This window comes from Pectinatus brassicae, from assembly GCF_014201835.1.
Lineage (GTDB): Bacteria > Bacillota > Negativicutes > Selenomonadales > Selenomonadaceae > Pectinatus > Pectinatus brassicae.
This window is the reverse complement of the sequence record NZ_JACHFH010000017.1, coordinates 1-19,979: the sequence shown is the minus strand read 5'-3', so window position 1 is coordinate 19,979 and position 19,979 is coordinate 1. Positions and strand designations below refer to the sequence as shown.

20 protein-coding genes are annotated in these 19,979 nt (G+C 37.3%); all 20 read left to right on the top strand.

The features are described 5' to 3' along the window. Positions 1-12: 12 nt before the first annotated feature. The 20 genes from priA to HNR32_RS07475 all read left to right on the top strand — a co-directional run bounded on the left by priA (position 13) and on the right by HNR32_RS07475 (position 19,831). Positions 13-2,415, top strand: coding sequence for a primosomal protein N' (gene priA, locus HNR32_RS07570; protein ID WP_183861307.1), 2,403 nt, complete (start codon positions 13-15; stop codon positions 2,413-2,415). Between the two features lie 61 nt (positions 2,416-2,476). Then, on the top strand, positions 2,477-2,947 hold the full coding sequence (gene def, locus HNR32_RS07565; RefSeq protein ID WP_183861305.1) for a peptide deformylase: 471 nt from the start codon (positions 2,477-2,479) through the stop codon (positions 2,945-2,947). Then, positions 2,940-3,872 carry a methionyl-tRNA formyltransferase gene (gene fmt, locus HNR32_RS07560; RefSeq protein WP_183861303.1) on the top strand — a complete coding sequence of 311 codons (933 nt, stop codon included), beginning with the start codon at positions 2,940-2,942 and terminating at the stop codon, positions 3,870-3,872. Before def ends, fmt begins: the two co-directional genes overlap by 8 nt. Positions 3,873-4,351: 479 nt before the next feature. Beyond that, positions 4,352-5,056, top strand: a complete 705-nt coding sequence (locus HNR32_RS07555; RefSeq protein ID WP_183861301.1) for a TVP38/TMEM64 family protein — start codon at positions 4,352-4,354, stop codon at positions 5,054-5,056. 442 nt (positions 5,057-5,498) lie between these two features. Further along, positions 5,499-6,287, top strand: a complete 789-nt coding sequence (gene dapB / locus HNR32_RS07550; protein ID WP_183861299.1) for a 4-hydroxy-tetrahydrodipicolinate reductase — start codon at positions 5,499-5,501, stop codon at positions 6,285-6,287. 18 nt (positions 6,288-6,305) lie between these two features. Then, on the top strand, positions 6,306-7,334 hold the full coding sequence (locus tag HNR32_RS07545; protein WP_183861297.1) for an aspartate-semialdehyde dehydrogenase: 1,029 nt from the start codon (positions 6,306-6,308) through the stop codon (positions 7,332-7,334). 329 nt (positions 7,335-7,663) lie between these two features. Next, a complete protein-coding gene (gene thrS, locus HNR32_RS07540) occupies positions 7,664-9,574 on the top strand; it encodes a threonine--tRNA ligase (RefSeq protein WP_183861295.1) in 1,911 nt (636 codons plus the stop codon). A 170-nt stretch (positions 9,575-9,744) separates the two neighbouring features. Beyond that, entirely contained in the window at positions 9,745-10,143 is a 399-nt protein-coding gene (locus HNR32_RS07535; protein ID WP_183861293.1) for an Asp23/Gls24 family envelope stress response protein, read from the top strand. A gap of 15 nt (positions 10,144-10,158) precedes the next feature. Beyond that, on the top strand, positions 10,159-10,728 hold the full coding sequence (amaP, locus tag HNR32_RS07530) for an alkaline shock response membrane anchor protein AmaP (RefSeq protein WP_183861291.1): 570 nt from the start codon (positions 10,159-10,161) through the stop codon (positions 10,726-10,728). A 24-nt stretch (positions 10,729-10,752) separates the two neighbouring features. Further along, positions 10,753-11,013 (top strand): DUF2273 domain-containing protein, encoded by a 261-nt coding sequence (locus tag HNR32_RS07525; RefSeq protein WP_183861289.1) that lies wholly within the window; start codon positions 10,753-10,755, stop codon positions 11,011-11,013. A 19-nt stretch (positions 11,014-11,032) separates the two neighbouring features. Then, positions 11,033-11,437: a transcription antitermination factor NusB gene (gene nusB / locus HNR32_RS07520; protein WP_183861287.1), complete on the top strand. Its 405-nt coding sequence runs from the start codon at positions 11,033-11,035 to the stop codon at positions 11,435-11,437. 47 nt (positions 11,438-11,484) lie between these two features. After that, entirely contained in the window at positions 11,485-12,684 is a 1,200-nt protein-coding gene (gene xseA, locus HNR32_RS07515) for an exodeoxyribonuclease VII large subunit (protein ID WP_183861285.1), read from the top strand. 2 nt (positions 12,685-12,686) lie between these two features. After that, positions 12,687-12,938, top strand: a complete 252-nt coding sequence (xseB, locus tag HNR32_RS07510; protein WP_183861283.1) for an exodeoxyribonuclease VII small subunit — start codon at positions 12,687-12,689, stop codon at positions 12,936-12,938. Further along, entirely contained in the window at positions 12,931-13,806 is an 876-nt protein-coding gene (locus HNR32_RS07505; protein ID WP_183861281.1) for a polyprenyl synthetase family protein, read from the top strand. The genes xseB and HNR32_RS07505 overlap by 8 nt, the downstream gene beginning before the upstream one ends. Positions 13,807-13,820: 14 nt before the next feature. Next, positions 13,821-15,704 carry a 1-deoxy-D-xylulose-5-phosphate synthase gene (dxs, locus tag HNR32_RS07500; protein WP_183861279.1) on the top strand — a complete coding sequence of 628 codons (1,884 nt, stop codon included), beginning with the start codon at positions 13,821-13,823 and terminating at the stop codon, positions 15,702-15,704. Beyond that, a complete protein-coding gene (locus tag HNR32_RS07495) occupies positions 15,704-16,528 on the top strand; it encodes a TlyA family RNA methyltransferase (protein ID WP_183861277.1) in 825 nt (274 codons plus the stop codon). Before dxs ends, HNR32_RS07495 begins: the two co-directional genes overlap by 1 nt. Before the next feature lie 19 nt (positions 16,529-16,547). Further along, on the top strand, positions 16,548-17,414 hold the full coding sequence (locus HNR32_RS07490; RefSeq protein WP_183861275.1) for an NAD(+)/NADH kinase: 867 nt from the start codon (positions 16,548-16,550) through the stop codon (positions 17,412-17,414). Next, positions 17,398-17,958 carry a tRNA 5-(aminomethyl)-2-thiouridylate-methyltransferase MnmM gene (gene mnmM / locus HNR32_RS07485; RefSeq protein ID WP_183861273.1) on the top strand — a complete coding sequence of 187 codons (561 nt, stop codon included), beginning with the start codon at positions 17,398-17,400 and terminating at the stop codon, positions 17,956-17,958. The genes HNR32_RS07490 and mnmM overlap by 17 nt, the downstream gene beginning before the upstream one ends. 6 nt (positions 17,959-17,964) lie before the next feature. Further along, positions 17,965-18,417, top strand: coding sequence for an arginine repressor (gene argR / locus HNR32_RS07480; RefSeq protein ID WP_183861271.1), 453 nt, complete (start codon positions 17,965-17,967; stop codon positions 18,415-18,417). Between the two features lie 31 nt (positions 18,418-18,448). Further along, the gene (locus HNR32_RS07475; RefSeq protein WP_183861269.1) at positions 18,449-19,831 is read left to right on the top strand and encodes a DNA repair protein RecN; all 1,383 of its coding nucleotides are present in this window, start codon (positions 18,449-18,451) and stop codon (positions 19,829-19,831) included. Positions 19,832-19,979: the final 148 nt, after the last annotated feature.

Below are 19,979 nucleotides of genomic sequence, written 5' to 3'. Positions count from 1 at the left end.
CGGTGATTTTAAATGAAAAAGTTAGCGGATATTTATATAAATATACCAGTAAAAACGATTGTTCATAGCTATACGTATATTATTCCCGAACAATTCAGCTTTTTACAGGCAGGCAGCCGTGTGGTAGTTCCGTTTGGAGCCCGTAAAATGGAGGGCTTCGTTGTAAAGATTTATCCGATGGATGAAGAAAATAGTGATTTATTAAAAGAAATAGTTGATATAATTGATACGGAGAGCTATTTTACTACTAAAATAATGCAGACAGCCCGGTTTATGGCGCAGTTTTATCTTTGTTCATTAGGAGAAACACTGCGCTTGTTTATTCCAGGGAAAAACAGCATAAAAATACGACAGATATATATAGTTAAGGATAAAAATGCTGAAATAAGTAATGAGGAAAAGGCTGTTTATGAGTATATTAAGGCTAATCCTGAATGCGATATAAAACAATTGCAAGCCATATTTAAAGAAGATGCCGAGATTATTATAAAATCTCTACAGAAAAAAAATATTATAGATAGTGATTATGCTTATAAAAATCGTGGAAAAAATAAATATAAAACATATATAAAAATAAATTCAACTGTGGTAACAACAGAGCTTTTAGCAGCTATGACCCGTAAAAAAGTGCAAAAAAAAGCTTTGGAATTTTTAGGTGATGAAAAATTTCATAGTATTGATGAACTTAAGAACAATGGCTTTTCCAGTACTATTGTCAAAGCATTAATTGAAAATAATTATGCAGTGGCCGAGGAAAAGCAAATTTTTCGTGACAGCTATGATATGGTCAGACCACAGGAGCTTATGGATATTGAACTGACTGATGAGCAGAAAAATGTTATGCAGCAAATAAGCCCCTATATTGAGCAGGGGTTAACTAAGATGTTTTTGCTGCATGGTGTCACAGGCAGCGGCAAGACACAGATATATATTGAAGCAGCAGTAAAAGTACTGGCGCAGGGAAAGCAGGCGTTGATTCTTGTACCGGAAATAGTGTTGACGGGTCAACTGGTAGTTTCCTTGAAAAAAGTTTTTGCTGATGACGTAGTTGTGATTCACAGCCGCTTAACTGTTAATGAACGCAATGATGCCTTTATGCGAATACGCACAAATAATGTTAAAATAATAATTGGAGCGCGTTCGGCTATTTTTGCACCATTTTTCAATTTAGGACTTATAGTAATGGATGAAGAACATGATGCATCGTATAAACAGGATGAATCACCGCGTTATCATACGCGCGATATTGCAGTGAAAATGGCAGAAATTTATAGTTCTGTTTTAATATTAGGGAGCGCTACTCCATCAATAGAAAGTTATTTTGCGGCGCAAAACAATGAATACCAATTATTGGAAATGCCGCATCGAATTGATAATAAGCCCTTACCACAGATAAGGTGTATTGATATGCGTGAAGAACTGCATTTTGGCAACAGGCATATATTATCGAGACCTCTTGCAGCGCTGATTGAAGAGACACTGCAGCAAAAGCAGCAGATTATTATTATGCTTAATCGCCGTGGCTTTTCGACGTTTGTGATGTGCCGTTCCTGTGGTTTAGTAATGAAATGTCCGCAGTGTGGTTTGCCGCTTGTTTATCATCGGCAAAATTATCTGCAGTGCCATCATTGTGATATCAGGCTGCCAGTACCTGATGTGTGCCCGGACTGCCAAAGTAGATATATAAAATTTTTTGGTTCGGGTACGGAAAAACTGGAACAGGAATTAACGGAAACATTTCCCAATGCCCGCACGATTCGTTTGGATCGTGATACCACAGGCAAGAAAATGGCTCATCAGGAAATACTGCAGTCCTTTAAAGCGGGAAGATATGATATACTTTTGGGTACGCAGATGGTGGCCAAAGGCCATGATATACCTAATGTTACAGCAGTAGGCATAATAAGTGCTGATGCCAGTTTGAATATGCCGGATTTTAGGGCAGCGGAAAGGTGTTTTGGTCTTATTACCCAGACGGCTGGTCGGGCGGGACGAGGCGACGTCAAGGGCAAGGTTATTATTCAAAGCTATAATCCCGAGCATTATGCTGTACTATGTGGTATTAAGCAGGATTATGCAGCTTTTTATAAACAGGAGCTGTATTTGCGTAAAGAACTCTTTTATCCGCCTTATGCTAAATTAATTAAATTGACTGTCCAGGATAAAGTTGAACAGTCGGCCTTAGATAAGGCATTGCAGTTAAAGGAAAAATTTCGGAAAACATTTAAAGATTTTTCTAGGTACCAGATTATTGGGCCGGCTCCGTCAATTATTGCTAATTTTCGGGGAATATATCGTTTTAATTTACTAGTGAAGACAGTAAGCTTGGCAGATGTAAATGCATTTTTGCGGGCAGAAAAAATTGATATAGATAAGGCCGTCAAAATTGATATAAATCCATTAAATACAATGTAATTTGTATTTTATGGTCAGCAATGATAAAATTATTACAGATTTATAGGGAGATGATGTATTAATGTCACTAATGGATGTAAAAAAAATAGGTAGTCCAGTATTAAAAAAAATAGCGGAGCCTGTAGAAACAATTGATGCAGAAATTCGCAGGTTGCTTGATGATATGGCACAGACTATGTATGAGTCAAATGGAGTTGGGCTGGCAGCCCCGCAGGTAGGAGTATCTAAGCGGGTGGTTGTTATTGATGTAGGTGAAGGGTTAATCGAACTTATCAACCCGGAAATAGTAAGAACAGAAGGCAGTATGAAGGGAACGGAAGGCTGCCTGAGCGTTCCGGGCATGAGCGGAGAAGTGGAACGATTTGCCAATGTCTCAGTAAAATATTTAAACAGACGCGGCAAACAACAGCGGATTTTAGCAAAAGGTGATCTGTTATCGCGTTGCCTGCAGCATGAAATTGATCATCTTGAAGGTATCTTGTTTGTGGAAAAGGCGAGTAATCTCGTAAAAGAGGAGACACAAAATGACTAAATTAAAAGCGGTCTTTATGGGAACGCCGGATTTTGCTGTTCCCTGCCTGGCTAAATTGCATGAAATTTGCGATGTGATAAGTGTTATTACACAGCCTGATAAAAAGAGAGGCCGTGGACAAAAATTTACACCATCACCAGTTAAAGCTTTTGCTGTGGAACATAATTTACCGGTACTACAGCCAACTAAGGTGAAAACTCCTGAATTTGTGGAAGAACTGCGTAAGTTGCAGCCGGATATAATCATTGTTGTTGCTTTTGGTCAGATTTTGTCACAGGAAATTCTTGATATTCCGCCGAAGGGCTGCATTAATGTTCATGCTTCTTTATTGCCACGTTATCGTGGAGCAGCACCAATTCACTGGTCAATTATTCGCGGTGAAAAAATGACGGGTGTTACTACAATGTATATGGATGCTGGTCTTGATACCGGGGACATGATATTAAAGGACAGTGTAGAAATAACAGCTGATATGACAACCGAAGAATTGCACGATAAACTCATGGCAATGGGTTCGGCGTTACTGGAAAAAACAATTCATGCTGTTGAAGATAATTCAGTAATACGGGAAAAACAAGATGATAAATTATCTACTTATTCACCGATGTTGAATGATGATACCTGTCGTATTGATTGGACGAAATCAGCCCAAGAAATTCATAATCAGGTGCGCGGACTTAATTCCTGGCCAGTAGCTTATACCATGCTTGATGATAAAAAAATAAAAATTTGGCAAACTGCTGTAGTAAAAGGAAATTTTTCCAAGCCTGGTGAAATTGTGGAAATAAGCAAAAACGGGTTAGTAGTTGCTACTGGCGAAAATGCTGTGGAAATTCTTGAACTACAGGCACCAAGCAAAAAGCGAATGAGTGCTAAAGCTTATGCCAATGGGCATAAATTAGAACTGCCACTGCAATTTAATTAAGTGATGTGAAATGGACCTGTCGTATCTGCGGCAAGCCCATTTTTTTTATAGAAATCATAAAAAATATAAATATAATCGTGTTGTGCTAGTTAATAAACTAGTGTGTCTTTAAAGCCGTCCCTGCACAGTGTGTACTGTATTTCTAAAGTGCTAAAGCACTAAGAACTACAGCATAGGGAAGGTGGCTTGACGAAGTCAAGTCGGAAGGGTTAACCCCTCAGGCAGCTTTGCTGCCAGCTCCCCTACAGGGGAGCCTTTCAGTCATCTAAATTTCAATTAGCACAATGCGAAAATATAAATAATATATAAATTTTTTCTTAGAATTTTATTAAAAGTTATAAAAATAATAATAAATATTACGGAAAAGCTGCACGATATTTATAATATGTGATAAAATTAAGCAAGTCTCATTTAAAGATTAGATTTTACGATAATTCTGGTGTAAATATAATGAATAACATAAAAGGATGATAGGGTTTATGCAGGGGAGTACAACGGTGAAAGCAGATAATAAGGTAAAACTGATTGGCTGGGTAGTATTGTTTGTTTTAATAATAGGAATACACATTGCTGCTCCTGACTTTTATACAAAATTATTTAGTGTGATAATAAGCGGCGATATGCAGGAAATAACAGCTTATATAAATTCTTTTGGTGGGCTGGCGGTGTTTTTAGGATTTTTATTGGTGTTGTTGGTCAATGTAGTGGGGCTGCCGTCTATTTTTGTAATAACAGCCAATGGGGTATTGTTTGGGCCGGCTATTGGCATTGTTTCCTCCTGGCTGGCTGAAACGATCGGCGTAATAATTGGTTTTTGGCTGATGCGGACAATTTTACGGCCATCGGCAGAAAAGCTTATCAAAAAAAGTAATAAATTAACCAGAATAGATGAATTTAGCGGAACAAATGGTTTTAAGCTTATGCTGATATTACGTTCACTGCCGTATTTTCCATCGGGATTGTTGACGGCTTTAGGAGCGATAAGCAAGATAAAGATGAGAGACTATGCATTGGCCAGTCTTATTGGCAAATTGCCTGCAACGGCTCTGGAAGTTATGATCGGCCATGATGCCTTTATGTATAAACAGCATTTAGGCAGATTGACAATCATTATAATAGGGGCAACTGTTATATATGGCGGTATATGGTTATTAAACAGAAAGAACATTCGTAATAAAAATTAATACTTTTATTAACCAGCTATTGATTTTATAGCTGGTTTTAGTATAATAGAGCAAGATGTTTATCTAAAAAGCAGCAGCTTTTTGATTTATATGTATATGGATGATACAAATTTACATATTGTATATGGGAAAATGTAAATTTTAAATGTGATGGCAGATGATTTAAATAATTTTGTAATTGTGCTAGTAAATAAAATAGTGTGGACTTAAAGCCGTCCCTTCAGGGAAGGTGGCTTGACGAAGTCAAGTCGGAAGGGGTAACCCCTCAGGCAGCTTTGCTGCCAGCTCCGCACACGGTGTGTACTATATTTCTAAGCGCTAAAGCGCAAAGAACTATAGCATATAGGGGAGCCTTTCGGGAATCTAAAATTCAACTAGCACAATTTAAAATAACTGTTATTAGGTGTCAGCTATATAAGAATTAATTACAGGGGGTCGTATTTTGACTAAGGTTATAGTAAATGGTGCTTGTGGACGAATGGGACAGGCAGTTTTAAAAGCTGTTTTGGATGATAAGGAATTAGAACTTGTTGGAGCAGTTGATATAAAGGGCGGTAAGGATGTTGGGGAATTACTTGGGATTGGTAAAACTAATATTATAGTTGGTGAGGACTTGCAGACGGTAATTAAAGCTGTAAAACCGGATGTAATGGTTGACTTTACCCGCCCAGATGTTATTTTTAATAATGCCTGCACAGCTCTTAAAAATCATGTCAGCCCGGTAATTGGGACAACAGGCTTGTCTGATGCGGAAAAAGATAAGCTTAATGAATTAGCAATAGCTAATAATACACCAGCATTTATTGCTGCTAATTTTGCTATTGGAGCAGTATTGATGATGATGATGGCTAAAGAAGCGGCTAAATATCTGCCTAATGTGGAGATTATCGAGCTGCATCATGATCAAAAACTTGATGCACCATCTGGTACGGCGATAACCACTGCTGAAATGATCAGTGAAGTGCGTAAACCAATGAAACAGGGACATCCTGATGAAACAGAAAAGATTACTGGGGCACGTGGCGCCGAATACAATGGTATTCCTATTCACAGCGTAAGACTGCCTGGCTATGTTGCTCATCAGGAAGTTATTTTTGGCGGTCTGGGCCAAACACTTACCCTTCGTCATGATTCCATTGACCGTACATCATTTATGCCTGGCGTGGTACTGGCATGCAAAAAAGTAACGGGATTAAAGGGTCTAGTAAGAAATCTCGATCAGATACTGTAAATAAAGGAGCAATTTTCAATGAAAAAATATAATGTAGCAATCTTGGGTGCTACCGGCGCAGTAGGTCAGGAATTTTTAAATCTTATCGAAGAAAGAAATTTTCCTTTTGCTGAGTTAAAATTGTTGGCATCAAAACGTTCTGCTGGCAAAAAGATAGATTTTATGGGTAAGGAATATATTGTAGAAGAAGCTACGGATGATTCTTTCGAAAATGTTCAGATAGCCTTATTTGCCGGTGGAGCAGCCAGCAAAACCTTTGCTCCGGCAGCAGTAAAAGCAGGTGCAGTTGTAATTGATAATTCCAGTGCTTTCCGCATGGATCCGGAAGTTCCGCTTATTGTTCCAGAAGTAAATCCAGAATGCATTCAAGATCATAAAGGGATAATCGCAAATCCTAACTGTTCAACAATTATTATGGTAATGGCATTAAAACCATTATATGATAAAGCTAAAATTAAACGTATTGTCGTTTCTACATATCAGGCTGTATCCGGCGGCGGTAAAGAAGCTATGGCGGAATTACAGCAGCAGGCTGAAGACATCGTGGCTAATCGTCCGGTGAAGGCAGAAATTTTGCCGGGAGCATCTTTGCCTAAACATTACCAGATTGCTTTTAACCTTATTCCGCAGATTGATGTGTTTAAAGATAATCTTTATACCAAAGAAGAGATGAAGATGATCAATGAAACACATAAAATTCTGCAGGATGACACCATTGGCATTACAGCAACAACTGTTCGTGTACCGGTATTTAGAAGCCATGCTGAATCGGTAAATATTGAATTTACCGATGAAGTAAGTGTAGAAGAAGCTAAAAAACTCTTGGCTGATTTCCCCGGCGTAACCGTACAGGATAATCCTGATGAAATGGATTACCCGATGCCGCTTATGACTTCTGGGAAAAATGATGTATATGTTGGTCGTATTAGAAAAGATAATTCGATTGAACATGGTCTTAACTTATGGGTAGTAGGCGATCAGATACGAAAAGGTGCAGCTCTTAATGCTTTGCAGATTGCCGAATACATGGTTAAAAACGACCAATAATTTAAAACTACTTGACAGTGGTTTTGCAAATGGTATAATTAGTTCATCAAAAGTAATGCGAAAGACATGATTTTAGGGCCGCTGTTTTTCTAGAGAGAGATGCAAATGCTGGAAGTATCTTAAAATAAGCCGATAAAATTACCACTTTCAAACTGCACAGCGGAATTTAAGTATGTTGTGCCGAGTTATCATCGTTAAAAGATAAAATGAGAGGCCTTTAACGGCAATCAGGGTGGAACCGCGAGTATATAATAACCTCGTCCCTGTATGGATAGCTATTCATACAGGGACGGGGTTTTTTTGTTTATATTTTCAGGAGGTTATTTTAAATGGTAAAAATTACAATGAAAGATGGCAGTATCCGTGAAGTAGAGCAAGGTACTACGGCATTGGATTTTGTTAAATCAGTAAGCAACAGCTTGGCAAAAAAAGTTTTATCGGTAACAATCAATGGGGTTAACAGCGATCTCATGACAAAAATAGAAGAAGACTGCGCTATTAATTTTATGACCTTTGATGATGCCGAAGGACGTTGGGCATTTCGTCATACCTCTTCACATATTTTGGCGCAGGCAGTGAAACGCCTTTATGGTGAAAATAAGGTACAGTTGGCTATTGGGCCGGCTATTGACAATGGTTTTTATTATGATATTGATATGGAACAGCAGCTTGGTCAGGCTGATTTAGATAAAATCCAAAAAGAAATGGAAAAAATCGTTAAGGAAAATCTGCCGGTAGTAAGAAGCGAAGCAGCAAGAGCCGATGCCATTAAAATGTTTGCCGATAAAGGTGAAAAATATAAGGTGGAATTAATTCAGGATTTGCCTGAAGATGTACTTATTACTTTATATACACAGGGTGAATTTACTGATCTTTGTGCCGGACCGCATCTTGTTTCTACTGGTAAGGTAAAGGCAATAAAACTACAGAATGTAACAGGCGCATATTGGCGTGGTGATTCCAATAAGAAAATGCTGCAGCGCATTTATGGAACATCCTTTGAAAAGAAAGCTGCGCTTGATGAATATTTAACCTTATTGGAAGAAGCTGCTAAACGCGATCATAGAAAATTGGGTAAAGAACTTGATTTATTCAGTCTGCATGAAGAGGGGCCTGGTTTTCCTTTCTTCCATCCCAATGGTATGGTAATAAGAAATGAACTTATTAACTATTGGCGTTCAGTACATCGCCGCTATGGTTATCAGGAAATAAAAACGCCAATGATTCTTAATCGTAAGTTGTGGGAACAATCAGGTCACTGGGATCATTATCAGGAAAACATGTATTTTACTAAGATTGATGATGAAGATTATGCAATTAAACCGATGAACTGCCCAGGCGGTATGATTGTTTATAAAACCCAGCCGCATAGTTATCGTGAATTGCCATTAAGAACAGCAGAACTGGGACTTGTTCACCGCCATGAATTATCAGGTGCTTTGCATGGTCTTATGCGTGTACGTAACTTTACTCAGGATGATGCCCATATCTTCATGCTTCCTTCACAAATTGAAGAAGAAATACAGCGCACAATAGATTTGTTCGATGAAGTATATAGAACGTTTGGACTTTCTTATCATGCTGAACTCAGCACTCGTCCAGATGATTCTATGGGTTCTGATGAAGTTTGGGAAACGGCAACTGCAGCTTTGCGTAATGCTTTAGATCATCGTGGTTTAAAATATGTAGTAAATGAAGGCGATGGAGCTTTTTATGGTCCAAAAATTGACTTTCATCTTACTGATTCATTAGGTCGTACATGGCAGTGCGGTACAATCCAGCTGGATATGCTGATGCCGGAGAAATTTGATTTGACTTATGCTGGTGAAGATGGACAAAAACATCGTCCGGTAATGGTTCACCGCGTTGTTTATGGAAGCATTGAACGTTTTATCGGTATTTTAATTGAACATTATGCCGGTGCTTTCCCGGTATGGCTTGCACCAGTGCAGGTTAAATTATTGCCAATTACCGATAGGCATGCAGATTATGCCTATGAATTAAAGAAAAAAATGTTTGACTTAGGATTACGCGTGGAAGTTGATGACAGAAGTGAAAAAGTTGGTTACAAAATGCGTGAAAGCCAGGTTAAGAAAATTCCTTATATAATTGTGGTTGGTGATAAGGAAATGGAAGAAAATACTGTAGCAGTAAGAAAACATGGGGAACAAACTACCGAAACAATGGCTAGTGATGCTTTCATTGCTATGCTGCAGGAACAAATAAAAGACAAGAAATAATTTTTCCAAACGTCCGCTTGATGTGAGTTGTTTACAGCAGGCGGACGTAATATGTTGTTACAATCATATTTATTGTTATTAATAGCAGGATAATAGCCGCAAACGTTGTATAATAATACAATGTTTGGTATAATAATAAAAAATACTAGATAATAAAAGGAGAGATAGTCATGGATACTGCTGCAGACAAAAAAACAACAAGTTTAGGAACAATTCGTATTGCAGATGAAGTTGTAAGTATTATTGCTGGGCTTGCTGCAACTGAGGTTGATGGTGTTGCGGGAATGAGCGGCGGCTTGGTTGGCGGCATTGCAGAAATCTTAGGAAGAAAGAATTTTTCTAAAGGTGTAAAAGTTGAAGTCGGTGAACAAGAAGCGGCAATTGATCTATATCTCATAGTGAAATATGGTGTGCGGATACCTGATATTGCACTGATTATACAGGAAAATGTAAAAAAAGCTATTGAAACAATGACAGGTCTTAGAGTGGTGGAAGTGAATGTTCATGTACAAGGTGTAGCTTTTCCTGATGAAAAACAGGCAGAAGAAGAAATAGTCCGTGTCCGTTAAGAAAGAGGATTTTTAATGGGTATTATTAACAGGATTTTATTATTCTTTTATACATTGCTTATTGCATTGGTAGCAGTGGGGGTTATAGTAATTTGTTCAGGTGTTATTTCACTTACGGAAATATGGAATAATTTTTTGTATGCTAGTGGACGCTTGGAAACAATTGCCGGAGCAGTTGTACTGTTTCTTTTAAGTATTGAGCTTATGGGCAACTGTTTTTCAAGTAAAAAGGATAAGGATTTTGGCACTGAAGGAATTATTGTGCATGCCGAGCAGGGTGATGTAAAAATTTCTAAGGGAGCTATATTAGAACTTGCCAATAAATTATGTTACAATGTTGCTGGTGTGCGTGAAGTAAAAATTAAGACTAAATTTGTAAAAAAATCAAATGCCGAGGAATTGTTGACAGTTCTTAAACTAAAATTAACTATTGGAACTGAATATAGTGCTGTTAATATATCTAATGAGATACAGGCAAATATAAAAAATCAGTTATCAATGTATATGGGACTTGATAATGTATCACTTGATGTTGTTATTGACAGTATTTCTAATGCCAATGCAAAGAAGAAACGTGTAGTTTAATAAAGAGTTATTTTGGAGTAGGTTATGGACAATTTTTCCTGGAAAAAATGTATAACTAATTTGTGGCAGAACCATCGCGCAAAGACAATAGGCTTTAGCTTGGGTTTTATAATAAGCGTGGCTATTTTAGTTTTTGGTTTTTTTAAGACATTATTTGTTATAATTTTTACTGGCGCAGGGTTGTTTATTGGAAATAAAATAGATAAAAACGATGATTTATCAGATGTGGCAGAAAATTTCTTGGATATAGTCCAAAAAATAATTCCGCCGATATTTCGTCGATAAAAAGGAGAAGTTTTAATTTATGAGTCGTAGGCAGGCTCGCTGTGCAGCTCTACAAACATTATTTCAGCTGGATTTTAATAATATTCTGGACAAAGAAAACGCTATTAATGCAGTTTTGGATATTACAAAAACATTAAAAGAATCTGATTCATCATATATGTATGAGCTTATAAACGGCGCGATAGATAATAAACAGTATATTGATGAAAAAATCAGTGCTGTTTCTGGTGATTGGCGTTTAGACAGAATGCCGGCAGTAGATAGAAATATTTTACGTATTGCTGTTTATGAATTGGAATTCGGCGATGAAAATTTAACACCAAAAATAATAATAAATGAGGCTGTTGAACTAGCAAAACAATTTGGAACAGACGATTCCGGTCGTTTTATTAATGGCATCTTGGGTTCAATTGTGAGAGAATAATTAAAAGCCGGGCTAATGCCCGGCTTTTTGTTTGAAGAGGATAAAAAATGACGATTTATAACGTCAGCGAAATTAATAATTACATATATAATCTTATTTCTGCCGATAATATTTTGCAAAAAATCATGGTGCGCGGCGAGATTTCCAATTTTAAATTACATACGTCAGGTCATTGTTATCTAACCCTTAAAGATGATAAGTCGGCTATAAAGACAGTTGTTTTCCGTAGGGCAGCACAAAAAATAAAATTTCGTCCGGAAAATGGTATGAAGGTAATAGCTTGTGGTAATATTGGTGTATATGAACGGGATGGAGCATATCAACTGTATGTATCCCAGTTGATTCCTGATGGCGTAGGTGAGCTTAATCTTTATTATGAACAATTAAAGAAAAAATTAGCCAATGAGGGATTGTTTGAGGAAATTTATAAAAAACCGCTGCCGCTTTATCCTAAGTGCATTGGTATAATAACATCAAAGACTGGTGCGGTACTACATGACATTTTTCATGTGGCCTCCTTGCGAAATCCTACTGTTAAATTATTGTTGTATCCGGTAAAAGTTCAAGGTCAGGGATCAGCTGAAGAAATTACGGCAGCATTAAAATTTTTTAATAAACATAAATTATGTGATGTTATTATAATGGGGCGCGGTGGTGGTTCAATTGAAGATTTATGGTCATTTAATGATGAAGATGTTGTACGTACGGTGTTTAAATCTAAAATTCCGATCGTTTCAGCTGTAGGACATGAAACTGATTATACCCTTACGGATTTTGTCAGTGATATGCGGGCGGCTACTCCTTCACAGGCAGCTGAGTTTTGTGTGCCGGCACGGGAAGAACAATTACAAAAAATTGAACTTTATCGTACTAAAATATATAATTTAGTTTGTCAGCAGCTACAGTATTATCGGGAGCGTTTAAATAATTGTCAGCAAAGCCATGTGTTTAAACAGCCCTATAAATTATTGGATACTAAATATCAGTGCATTGATACACTGCAGTTAAAAATAAATGATATATGCGATAAATATATTACAGAGAAAAAGCATTCTCTGGATATTTTAGCAGAAAAATTATTATTGCTTGATCCGCATGCTGCCCTGCAAAGAGGCTATAGCATGATTTATAAGGATAAACAGCTGGTCAACAGTATTAAAAAGATAAAAAAAACTGAACAAATACAGATAAATGTATCTGACGGCTTCTTTTCAGCAACAGTTGACGAAATAATGGAGGGAAAATAAACATGCCGCGAAAAAAACAAAATTTTGAAGAGTCAGTAACAAATTTAGAAGAAGTGGTGGCAGAACTTGAAGCGGGCAACCTGTCGCTTGAAAATATATTGAAAAAATATAAAGAGGCAACTGATTTAGTAACGTTTTGCCGCAGTGAATTAGATAAAGCCGATAAAACTGTCTGTGATTTGGCAGAAATAGATGCAGCGGGCATGCAAAAGCCTTTGAGCATTGAGACGAAGGGACATAGTGACAATGAATGATTATATGAAAAGAAAAATTGAATTAGTCAATAATGAACTGACAAAAATTTATCCAGCCAATACAGCATTGAACAGTATTTTGGCTGATTCAATGAATTATAGTCTTTCAGCTGGCGGTAAAAGACTGCGTCCGATAATGCTCATGGCGGCAGCCGATGCAGCAGGTACAAATGGTGAAGCTTTTTGCCGTATAGCCTGTGCTTTGGAATTTGTACATACGTATTCACTTATCCATGATGATTTGCCGGCTATGGATAATGATGATTATCGGCGCGGGAAATTGACCAACCATAAAGTTTATGGTGATGCAACGGCAATTTTGGCGGGAGACGCTCTCTTAACCATGGCTTTTGATATTATCACTTCAGTGAATACAGTAAAGCCGGATATTTTGCTCAAGGTGATAAAAGAATTGGCCTATGCTGCAGGAGCAGAAGGAATGGTAGGCGGACAGGTTATTGACCTTCAGTCAGAAAATAAAAGAATTAATATTGATGAACTGCGCAAGCTTCATAGTGCCAAAACCGGTGCATTATTTTGTGCGGCAATACGGATAGGGGCAATTTTAGCTGAGGCCAGTGATGAGCAGCTGCAGGCTTTGACTAGATATGCCAAAGAATTTGGTTTGGCTTTTCAAATAACCGATGATATATTAGATGTAATTGGTGATAATGAAAAAATTGGCAAACCAGTCGGCAGTGATGAAAAAAATCACAAATCAACATATGTATCGTTATTATCATTGGAAAAAGCACAGAAATTAGCAAAAGCATCAGTTGATAACGCTGTGCAGGCATTGGACATATTTGGCGATACGGCTGATTTTCTACAATCTTTGGCAAAATATCTTCTGACCAGACAGAATTGATAAGGAGAATTTCTTTGGGTATCTTAAAAAAAATGAATGAGCCGGATGATTTAAAATTGCTATTGCCGCAGCAATTGCAGCAATTAGCTGGGGAATTGCGTGAGCTTATAATCAATACCGTTGCTAAAAATGGCGGACATTTAGCCCCAAGCTTAGGGACAGTAGAGCTTACCATTGCCCTATATAAGGCTTTTAATTTTCCTAGTGATAAATTAATATGGGATGTAGGGCATCAGGCTTATGCACATAAAATATTATCAGGACGACGTGATAAATTTGGTACACTGCGGCAGAAAAATGGCATAACTGGTTTTCCTAACAGGTTTGAGAGTAAATATGATGCTTTCGGTGTTGGTCATGCCAGTACTTCGATTTCAGCAGCTTTGGGAATAGCGGCAGCACGTGATATTGATAATGCCAAATATAAAGTTATCGCTGTAATCGGTGATGGAGCACTTACCGGCGGTGAAGCTTTTGAGGCCTTAAACAATGTTGGAGCAATGAAAAAAGATATGCTTATTATTTTAAATGATAACGAGATGTCCATTGCTAAAAATGTTGGGGCGTTATCAGGCTATTTGTCGCAAATTCGTACAGCACCTGAATATACAAAGGTAAAAAAAGATTTTGGTAAATTGTTGTCAGCTCTGCCTAAGGTAGGTCAGACTGTATATAAAACAGCGGAAATATTAAAGGACAGCGTGAAAAATGCTTTTATAGCTGGTGGATTGTTTGAGGAAATGGGACTGTCGTATATTGGTCCTGTAGACGGTAATGATTTAGATGCAGTTATAAGTGTATTGCAGCGGATAAAAAATATGTCTGGGCCAGTACTGCTGCATGTATTTACCAAAAAAGGCAAAGGTTATTTACCAGCAGAGCAGGCACCTGCTAAATTTCATGGTGTCGGCAGCTTTGATGTTACTACGGGGCAGGCACTAAAAAAAGCTGCTGCTGTTCCAACCTATACAAATGTTTTCAGCCAGACTTTGCTGCAGCTGGCGGGTGAAAATGAAAAAATAGTGGCGATAACGGCAGCCATGCCAGATGGAACCGGACTTAGTAATTTTGCCAAAATTTATCCACAAAGATTTTTCGATGTAGGTATCGCTGAAGAGCATGCTTTAACTATGGCAGCAGGCTTGGCAGCTGCCGGCAAAAAACCGTTTGTGGCATTGTATTCAACCTTTGCCCAGCGTGGTTATGACCAAATTTTACATGATATCTGCCTGCAAAAATTGCCAGTGGTCATTTGTCTGGACAGAGCAGGGATTGTCGGTGAAGATGGACCAACACACCATGGTGTATTTGATTATTCTTTTCTGCGTAATATACCGGATATTATTATTAGCGCACCAAAGGATGAAAATGAGTTTCGCCATTTAATATATACAGCAGCTAGTATTGATAAGCCAATGGTTATTCGTTATCCGCGTGGTCAGGCCGTAGGTGTATCGCTCGATTCTGGTTTGCAGAATTTATCTATTGGTAAGGCTGAATTGCTGCAGGATAATGGGGAAATTTTGATTATCGCAGCGGGAACGATGGTCTATCCTGCAATAGAAGCGGCAGGAATATTAGCGATGGATAATATCAGCTGCAGTATCATAAATGCCAGATTTATAAAGCCACTTGATGAACAATTAATATTAGAAACAGTGAAAAATAAAAAATACATTGTTACAATAGAAGAAAATGTATTAGCTGGCGGTTTTGGTTCAGCTGTATTGGAATTATTGGCTGATAATCATATAGCAATGAATAATGTAATACGTATGGGTCTGCCGGATGTGTTTATTCCCCAGGGACCACGCAATGAATTGCTAGCTGATAATAATCTTACAGCGGAAAAGATTGCAGCAAATATAAAAAATATAGCTGATAATGGAGTTATTTAATGAAAAAACAACGATTAGACGTAGTATTAGTGGAAAAAGGCTTGGAACCAAGCAGGGAAAGAGCCAAGGCTACAATTATGGCTGGACTGGTGCTTGTCAATGAACAAAAAATAGATAAGGCTGGAACGATGATCGATCCAGAACTTCCCATCCGGGTATTAGGTGACAGCATCGGTTATGTAAGCCGCGGCGGTTTAAAACTAGAAAAAGCCATCAGTGCTTTTGACCTTGATCTGCAGGATAAAGTTTGTATTGATATAGGTGCCTCAACCGGTGGTTTTACTGATTGTGCGTTAAAAAACGGTGCCAAAAAGGTATTTGCCATTGATGTTGGGTATGGACAGCTGGCTTGGGCACTTAGAACCGATGAACGTGTTATAAATATGGAGCGAACAAATATTCGTTATGTGACACCAACCGATTTGGGCGAATTAGCAGATTTTGCTTCAATTGATGTTGCGTTTATTTCATTAGAGAAGGTACTGCCAGTTGCAAAAACGCTGCTTATGGCTGATGGGGAAATTGCGGCACTTATAAAACCTCAGTTTGAGGCTGGACGCGAATTTGTCGGTAAAAAAGGTGTAGTTAAAGAGCCTGCAGTACATAAGGCCGTTATTAAAAAAATTGTTGATTTTTCGCTCGAAACAGGGTTTATAATTAAGGCCCTTACTTTTTCCCCCATAAAGGGACCAGAAGGTAATATTGAATACCTTATTCATTTAAGTAATTCACAGACAGCAGCTGCAATGACTATTGATGATGCTGTTATAGACGGCATTGTAACAGATGCACATAAAGATTTAGATAAAAAATCACATCATTGATGATGACTGAGGCGAAACGATGAAAATAGGTATTTTTCCTAATTACACTAAAAAAGAAAGCAAGTCTTTATTAGACAGGATTATAAAATTTTTTATTGAACATGATGCTCAGGTAGTTTTAGCTGAGGATATAGCCAAGTTTTTTAATTATGAAAATTTGGCTGTGGCTGATATTTTGCAGGCTGATATTGATGTCGGACTCAGTATTGGCGGCGATGGGACATTGCTGGGGGTTTGTCGTTTGCTGGCACCACAGGGAATTCCTGTGTGCGGCATTAATATTGGTAATTTAGGTTTTCTCGCTGATATTGAGATAAGCGAATTGGAAAATAAATTATGTAAAATATTATCGGGAAAATATAACATAGAACAGCGGTTGATGCTGGCGGGGTATATCAAGAAGGATGATAAACTTACCTTGGCTGGCTACGCAGTTAATGATATAGTAATTACAAGCGCTGGTGTTGCCCGTATGGTAGGTTTGCAGCTGGAACTTGATGCGTATAAAGTTGCTGATTACCGGGCAGATGGATTAATTGTTTCTACCCCGACTGGTTCAACGGCGTACTCTTTATCGGCGGGCGGTCCTATCATAAATCCTAAGGCAAAGGTACTGCTGGTTACGCCGATATGTCCACATACATTTTATGTGCGGCCGATGGTTATAAATGAGACAGAACAAATTGATATAAAAGTAAAAGACACACGCCAGCAGGTAATATTAACATTTGATGGACAGGCAGTATATCCGATTAATTCTGATGAACAGATATTAATAAGTAAAGCTCCTTTTTTAGCACAAATAATAAAATTTGATGATAAAAATTATTATAAAATCCTATTAAATAAATTGGTTCGGAGTAATTCAAATGCAGAAATACAGTAATACTATTGAAGTCAGCCATTTGCTTTTAAAAGGAGCACTAAGGGATGCTAAAATAGTAGTTGATGCAACCTGTGGTAATGGCAATGATACCTTATTTTTGGCAGTAAATGCGCCAAAAGCACAGATTTATGCTTTTGATATACAGCAAGAAGCTATTGAAAATACCAAGCGGAAAACTATTGATTATAAAAATCGCATTGAATATATATGTGATTCACACAGTAATGTAAAAAAATATATTACTGCTGACAAGAAAATAGATGCAGCTATGTTTAATTTAGGCTATCTGCCCAAAGCCAACCATAGTTTGACAACAGATAATACTACGACATTAGCAGCGGTCAGTATTGTACTGGATCAACTGCAGACAAATGGTGTCATTTCTATTTTGGCGTATCCAGGACATATGGCAGGAAATGAAGAATATATGTCTTTATTAAAATATACACAGAAATTAGATAAGCATATTTATACTGTTGGCTGGTATCAGCTGCACAATCATCAAAATGCACCAGCCTTATGCTGGATAGAAAAACAGGGGTGAGAAAAATTGAAATCATTACGACATGAAAAAATAAAAAGCATTATTGAAAATTCTGTTATAGAGACTCAGGAAGAACTGGCCGAGGCATTACGCAACCATCATATTGAAGTAACCCAGGCTACGGTGTCGCGTGACATAAAAGAAATGATGCTGATAAAAATACCAACTGATGACGGCAGATATCGCTATGCCTGTCCATCAGATAAAAAATTCTTCTTTTCGAAAAACAGGATGGAGCGACTCTTTCATGACAGTGTTGTACAGCTTGATTTTAGTGAGAATATTATTGTTATAAAAACACTGCCGGGTACTGCTAATGCAGTAGCATCTACACTGGATTATGCTAAATGGCCGGAAATAATTGGAACAGTTGCCGGTGATGATAATATATTTATAGTTATAAAGCCTGTTTCTGCCGTGGACAAAATCATGAAAAAATTAGAAAAATTTATGGCATAATTACTAGCGGTAAAGAGGGTGATTACATTATATGCTGAAAAAATTAACTGTATGGAATTTTGCGCTTATCCGGCATATACAAATTGATTTTACCAGTGGCCTTAATATTATCACAGGTGAAACTGGTGCCGGTAAATCATTATTATTAGGGGCATTAAGTCTTTTAATGGGACAAAGAGCCAACATCAATTCTATAAGAAATGATGCTGATTATTTGCGTATAGAAGCTGTCGTTACGATAAACAGTGAAAGTATTCATGCTTTTTTAGCGAATAATGCTATTTTAGATGATAATGACGAAATTATTGTTATGCGTCAAATCAATAAAAATGGGAAAAATATTATTCAAATAAATGGCTGCCAGGTGCCATTAGTAATATTAAAGACATTAGGGGAATTAATGATTGATATCCATGGTCAAAATGAGAATCAATCATTATTGCGGCCGCAGGCTCAGCTGGATTTGCTTGATAAGTCAATTGCAGATTTTAAGCAGTATAATGATGAATATTATATTGCCTATAACAAGTATAATAATTTAAAAGACAAGCTTGAACAAAAACAATTAGCAGCACAAAATTACAGTGATCGTCTGGACATGCTGCGCTGGCAAAGTGATGAAATAGAAAATATTGCCATAAAACCAGAAGAAGCACAGGAAATTGAAGAAAAAATAAAAAAACTTTCTAATTATGAAAAAATAGCCGATTTAGTAAAAATAACTGATGATACTTTATCTAATAATGCTGATGATATTACTATTTTGTCGGCAATATCACTGGTGCAGAAGAATTTAGAAACACTGCTTAAATATGATAATCATTTCGAAAATGCCAAAAAAATCATAGATGATGCCTATATCCAACTGCAGGAAGTTTCGTATGATATTCGCGAGTATGCTGATGATATAGATTTTAATCCTAATGAACTTAATAATTTTTTGCGGCGCAGTGATGATATCGAGAGAATATGCCGAAAATATGGTCCTACAGTAGAAGATGTACTTAATTATCAGCAAAAAATTCGTCAGGAACTCGATGAGATAGAAAATTATGATACAATAATAAAGCAATTACAAATAGAATTAAACACAGCTGAAACAAAACTAGGCGAGATAGCAGCGCAGATAAAAAAAATGCGTAAAACTGCTGCTGAGAGTTTAGCAAAAAAGATAAAAAAACAGCTGCTTGATCTTGGGATGGCTAATGCTCAAATTGTTATTGCCGTACATGATTTAAAAGAGTATACATTGTCAGGGACGGAATCTGTCCAAATAATGTTCAATGCTAATTTAGGTGAAGAGATTCAGCCTTTGGCAAAGGTGGCTTCTGGTGGTGAATTATCAAGAATAGCACTGGCAATTAAAACGGTTACGGCCGTTAATGATGATATAGGTATCATGGTATTTGATTAAATGGGAGCTGCACACTCGTGACTTCAGTCATGAGTCAGGCGACCAAACTAGTTAGTATGTATAGAAATATGCATATAGAGATTGGCAAAAGACCAATCCAATACTGCTTGAAATGCTGGAAACTCCTAAAGACAGTATAGCCACAACG

Coding starts and splice junctions, on each gene's coding strand:
- priA (WP_183861307.1), top strand. CDS start 13: ATGAAAAAGTTAGCGGATATTTATATAAATATACCAGTAAAAACGATT.
- def (WP_183861305.1), top strand. CDS start 2,477: ATGTCACTAATGGATGTAAAAAAAATAGGTAGTCCAGTATTAAAAAAA.
- fmt (WP_183861303.1), top strand. CDS start 2,940: ATGACTAAATTAAAAGCGGTCTTTATGGGAACGCCGGATTTTGCTGTT.
- HNR32_RS07555 (WP_183861301.1), top strand. CDS start 4,352: ATGCAGGGGAGTACAACGGTGAAAGCAGATAATAAGGTAAAACTGATT.
- HNR32_RS07545 (WP_183861297.1), top strand. CDS start 6,306: ATGAAAAAATATAATGTAGCAATCTTGGGTGCTACCGGCGCAGTAGGT.
- thrS (WP_183861295.1), top strand. CDS start 7,664: ATGGTAAAAATTACAATGAAAGATGGCAGTATCCGTGAAGTAGAGCAA.
- HNR32_RS07535 (WP_183861293.1), top strand. CDS start 9,745: ATGGATACTGCTGCAGACAAAAAAACAACAAGTTTAGGAACAATTCGT.
- amaP (WP_183861291.1), top strand. CDS start 10,159: ATGGGTATTATTAACAGGATTTTATTATTCTTTTATACATTGCTTATT.
- HNR32_RS07525 (WP_183861289.1), top strand. CDS start 10,753: ATGGACAATTTTTCCTGGAAAAAATGTATAACTAATTTGTGGCAGAAC.
- nusB (WP_183861287.1), top strand. CDS start 11,033: ATGAGTCGTAGGCAGGCTCGCTGTGCAGCTCTACAAACATTATTTCAG.
- xseA (WP_183861285.1), top strand. CDS start 11,485: ATGACGATTTATAACGTCAGCGAAATTAATAATTACATATATAATCTT.
- xseB (WP_183861283.1), top strand. CDS start 12,687: ATGCCGCGAAAAAAACAAAATTTTGAAGAGTCAGTAACAAATTTAGAA.
- HNR32_RS07505 (WP_183861281.1), top strand. CDS start 12,931: ATGAATGATTATATGAAAAGAAAAATTGAATTAGTCAATAATGAACTG.
- HNR32_RS07495 (WP_183861277.1), top strand. CDS start 15,704: ATGAAAAAACAACGATTAGACGTAGTATTAGTGGAAAAAGGCTTGGAA.
- HNR32_RS07490 (WP_183861275.1), top strand. CDS start 16,548: ATGAAAATAGGTATTTTTCCTAATTACACTAAAAAAGAAAGCAAGTCT.
- mnmM (WP_183861273.1), top strand. CDS start 17,398: ATGCAGAAATACAGTAATACTATTGAAGTCAGCCATTTGCTTTTAAAA.
- HNR32_RS07475 (WP_183861269.1), top strand. CDS start 18,449: ATGCTGAAAAAATTAACTGTATGGAATTTTGCGCTTATCCGGCATATA.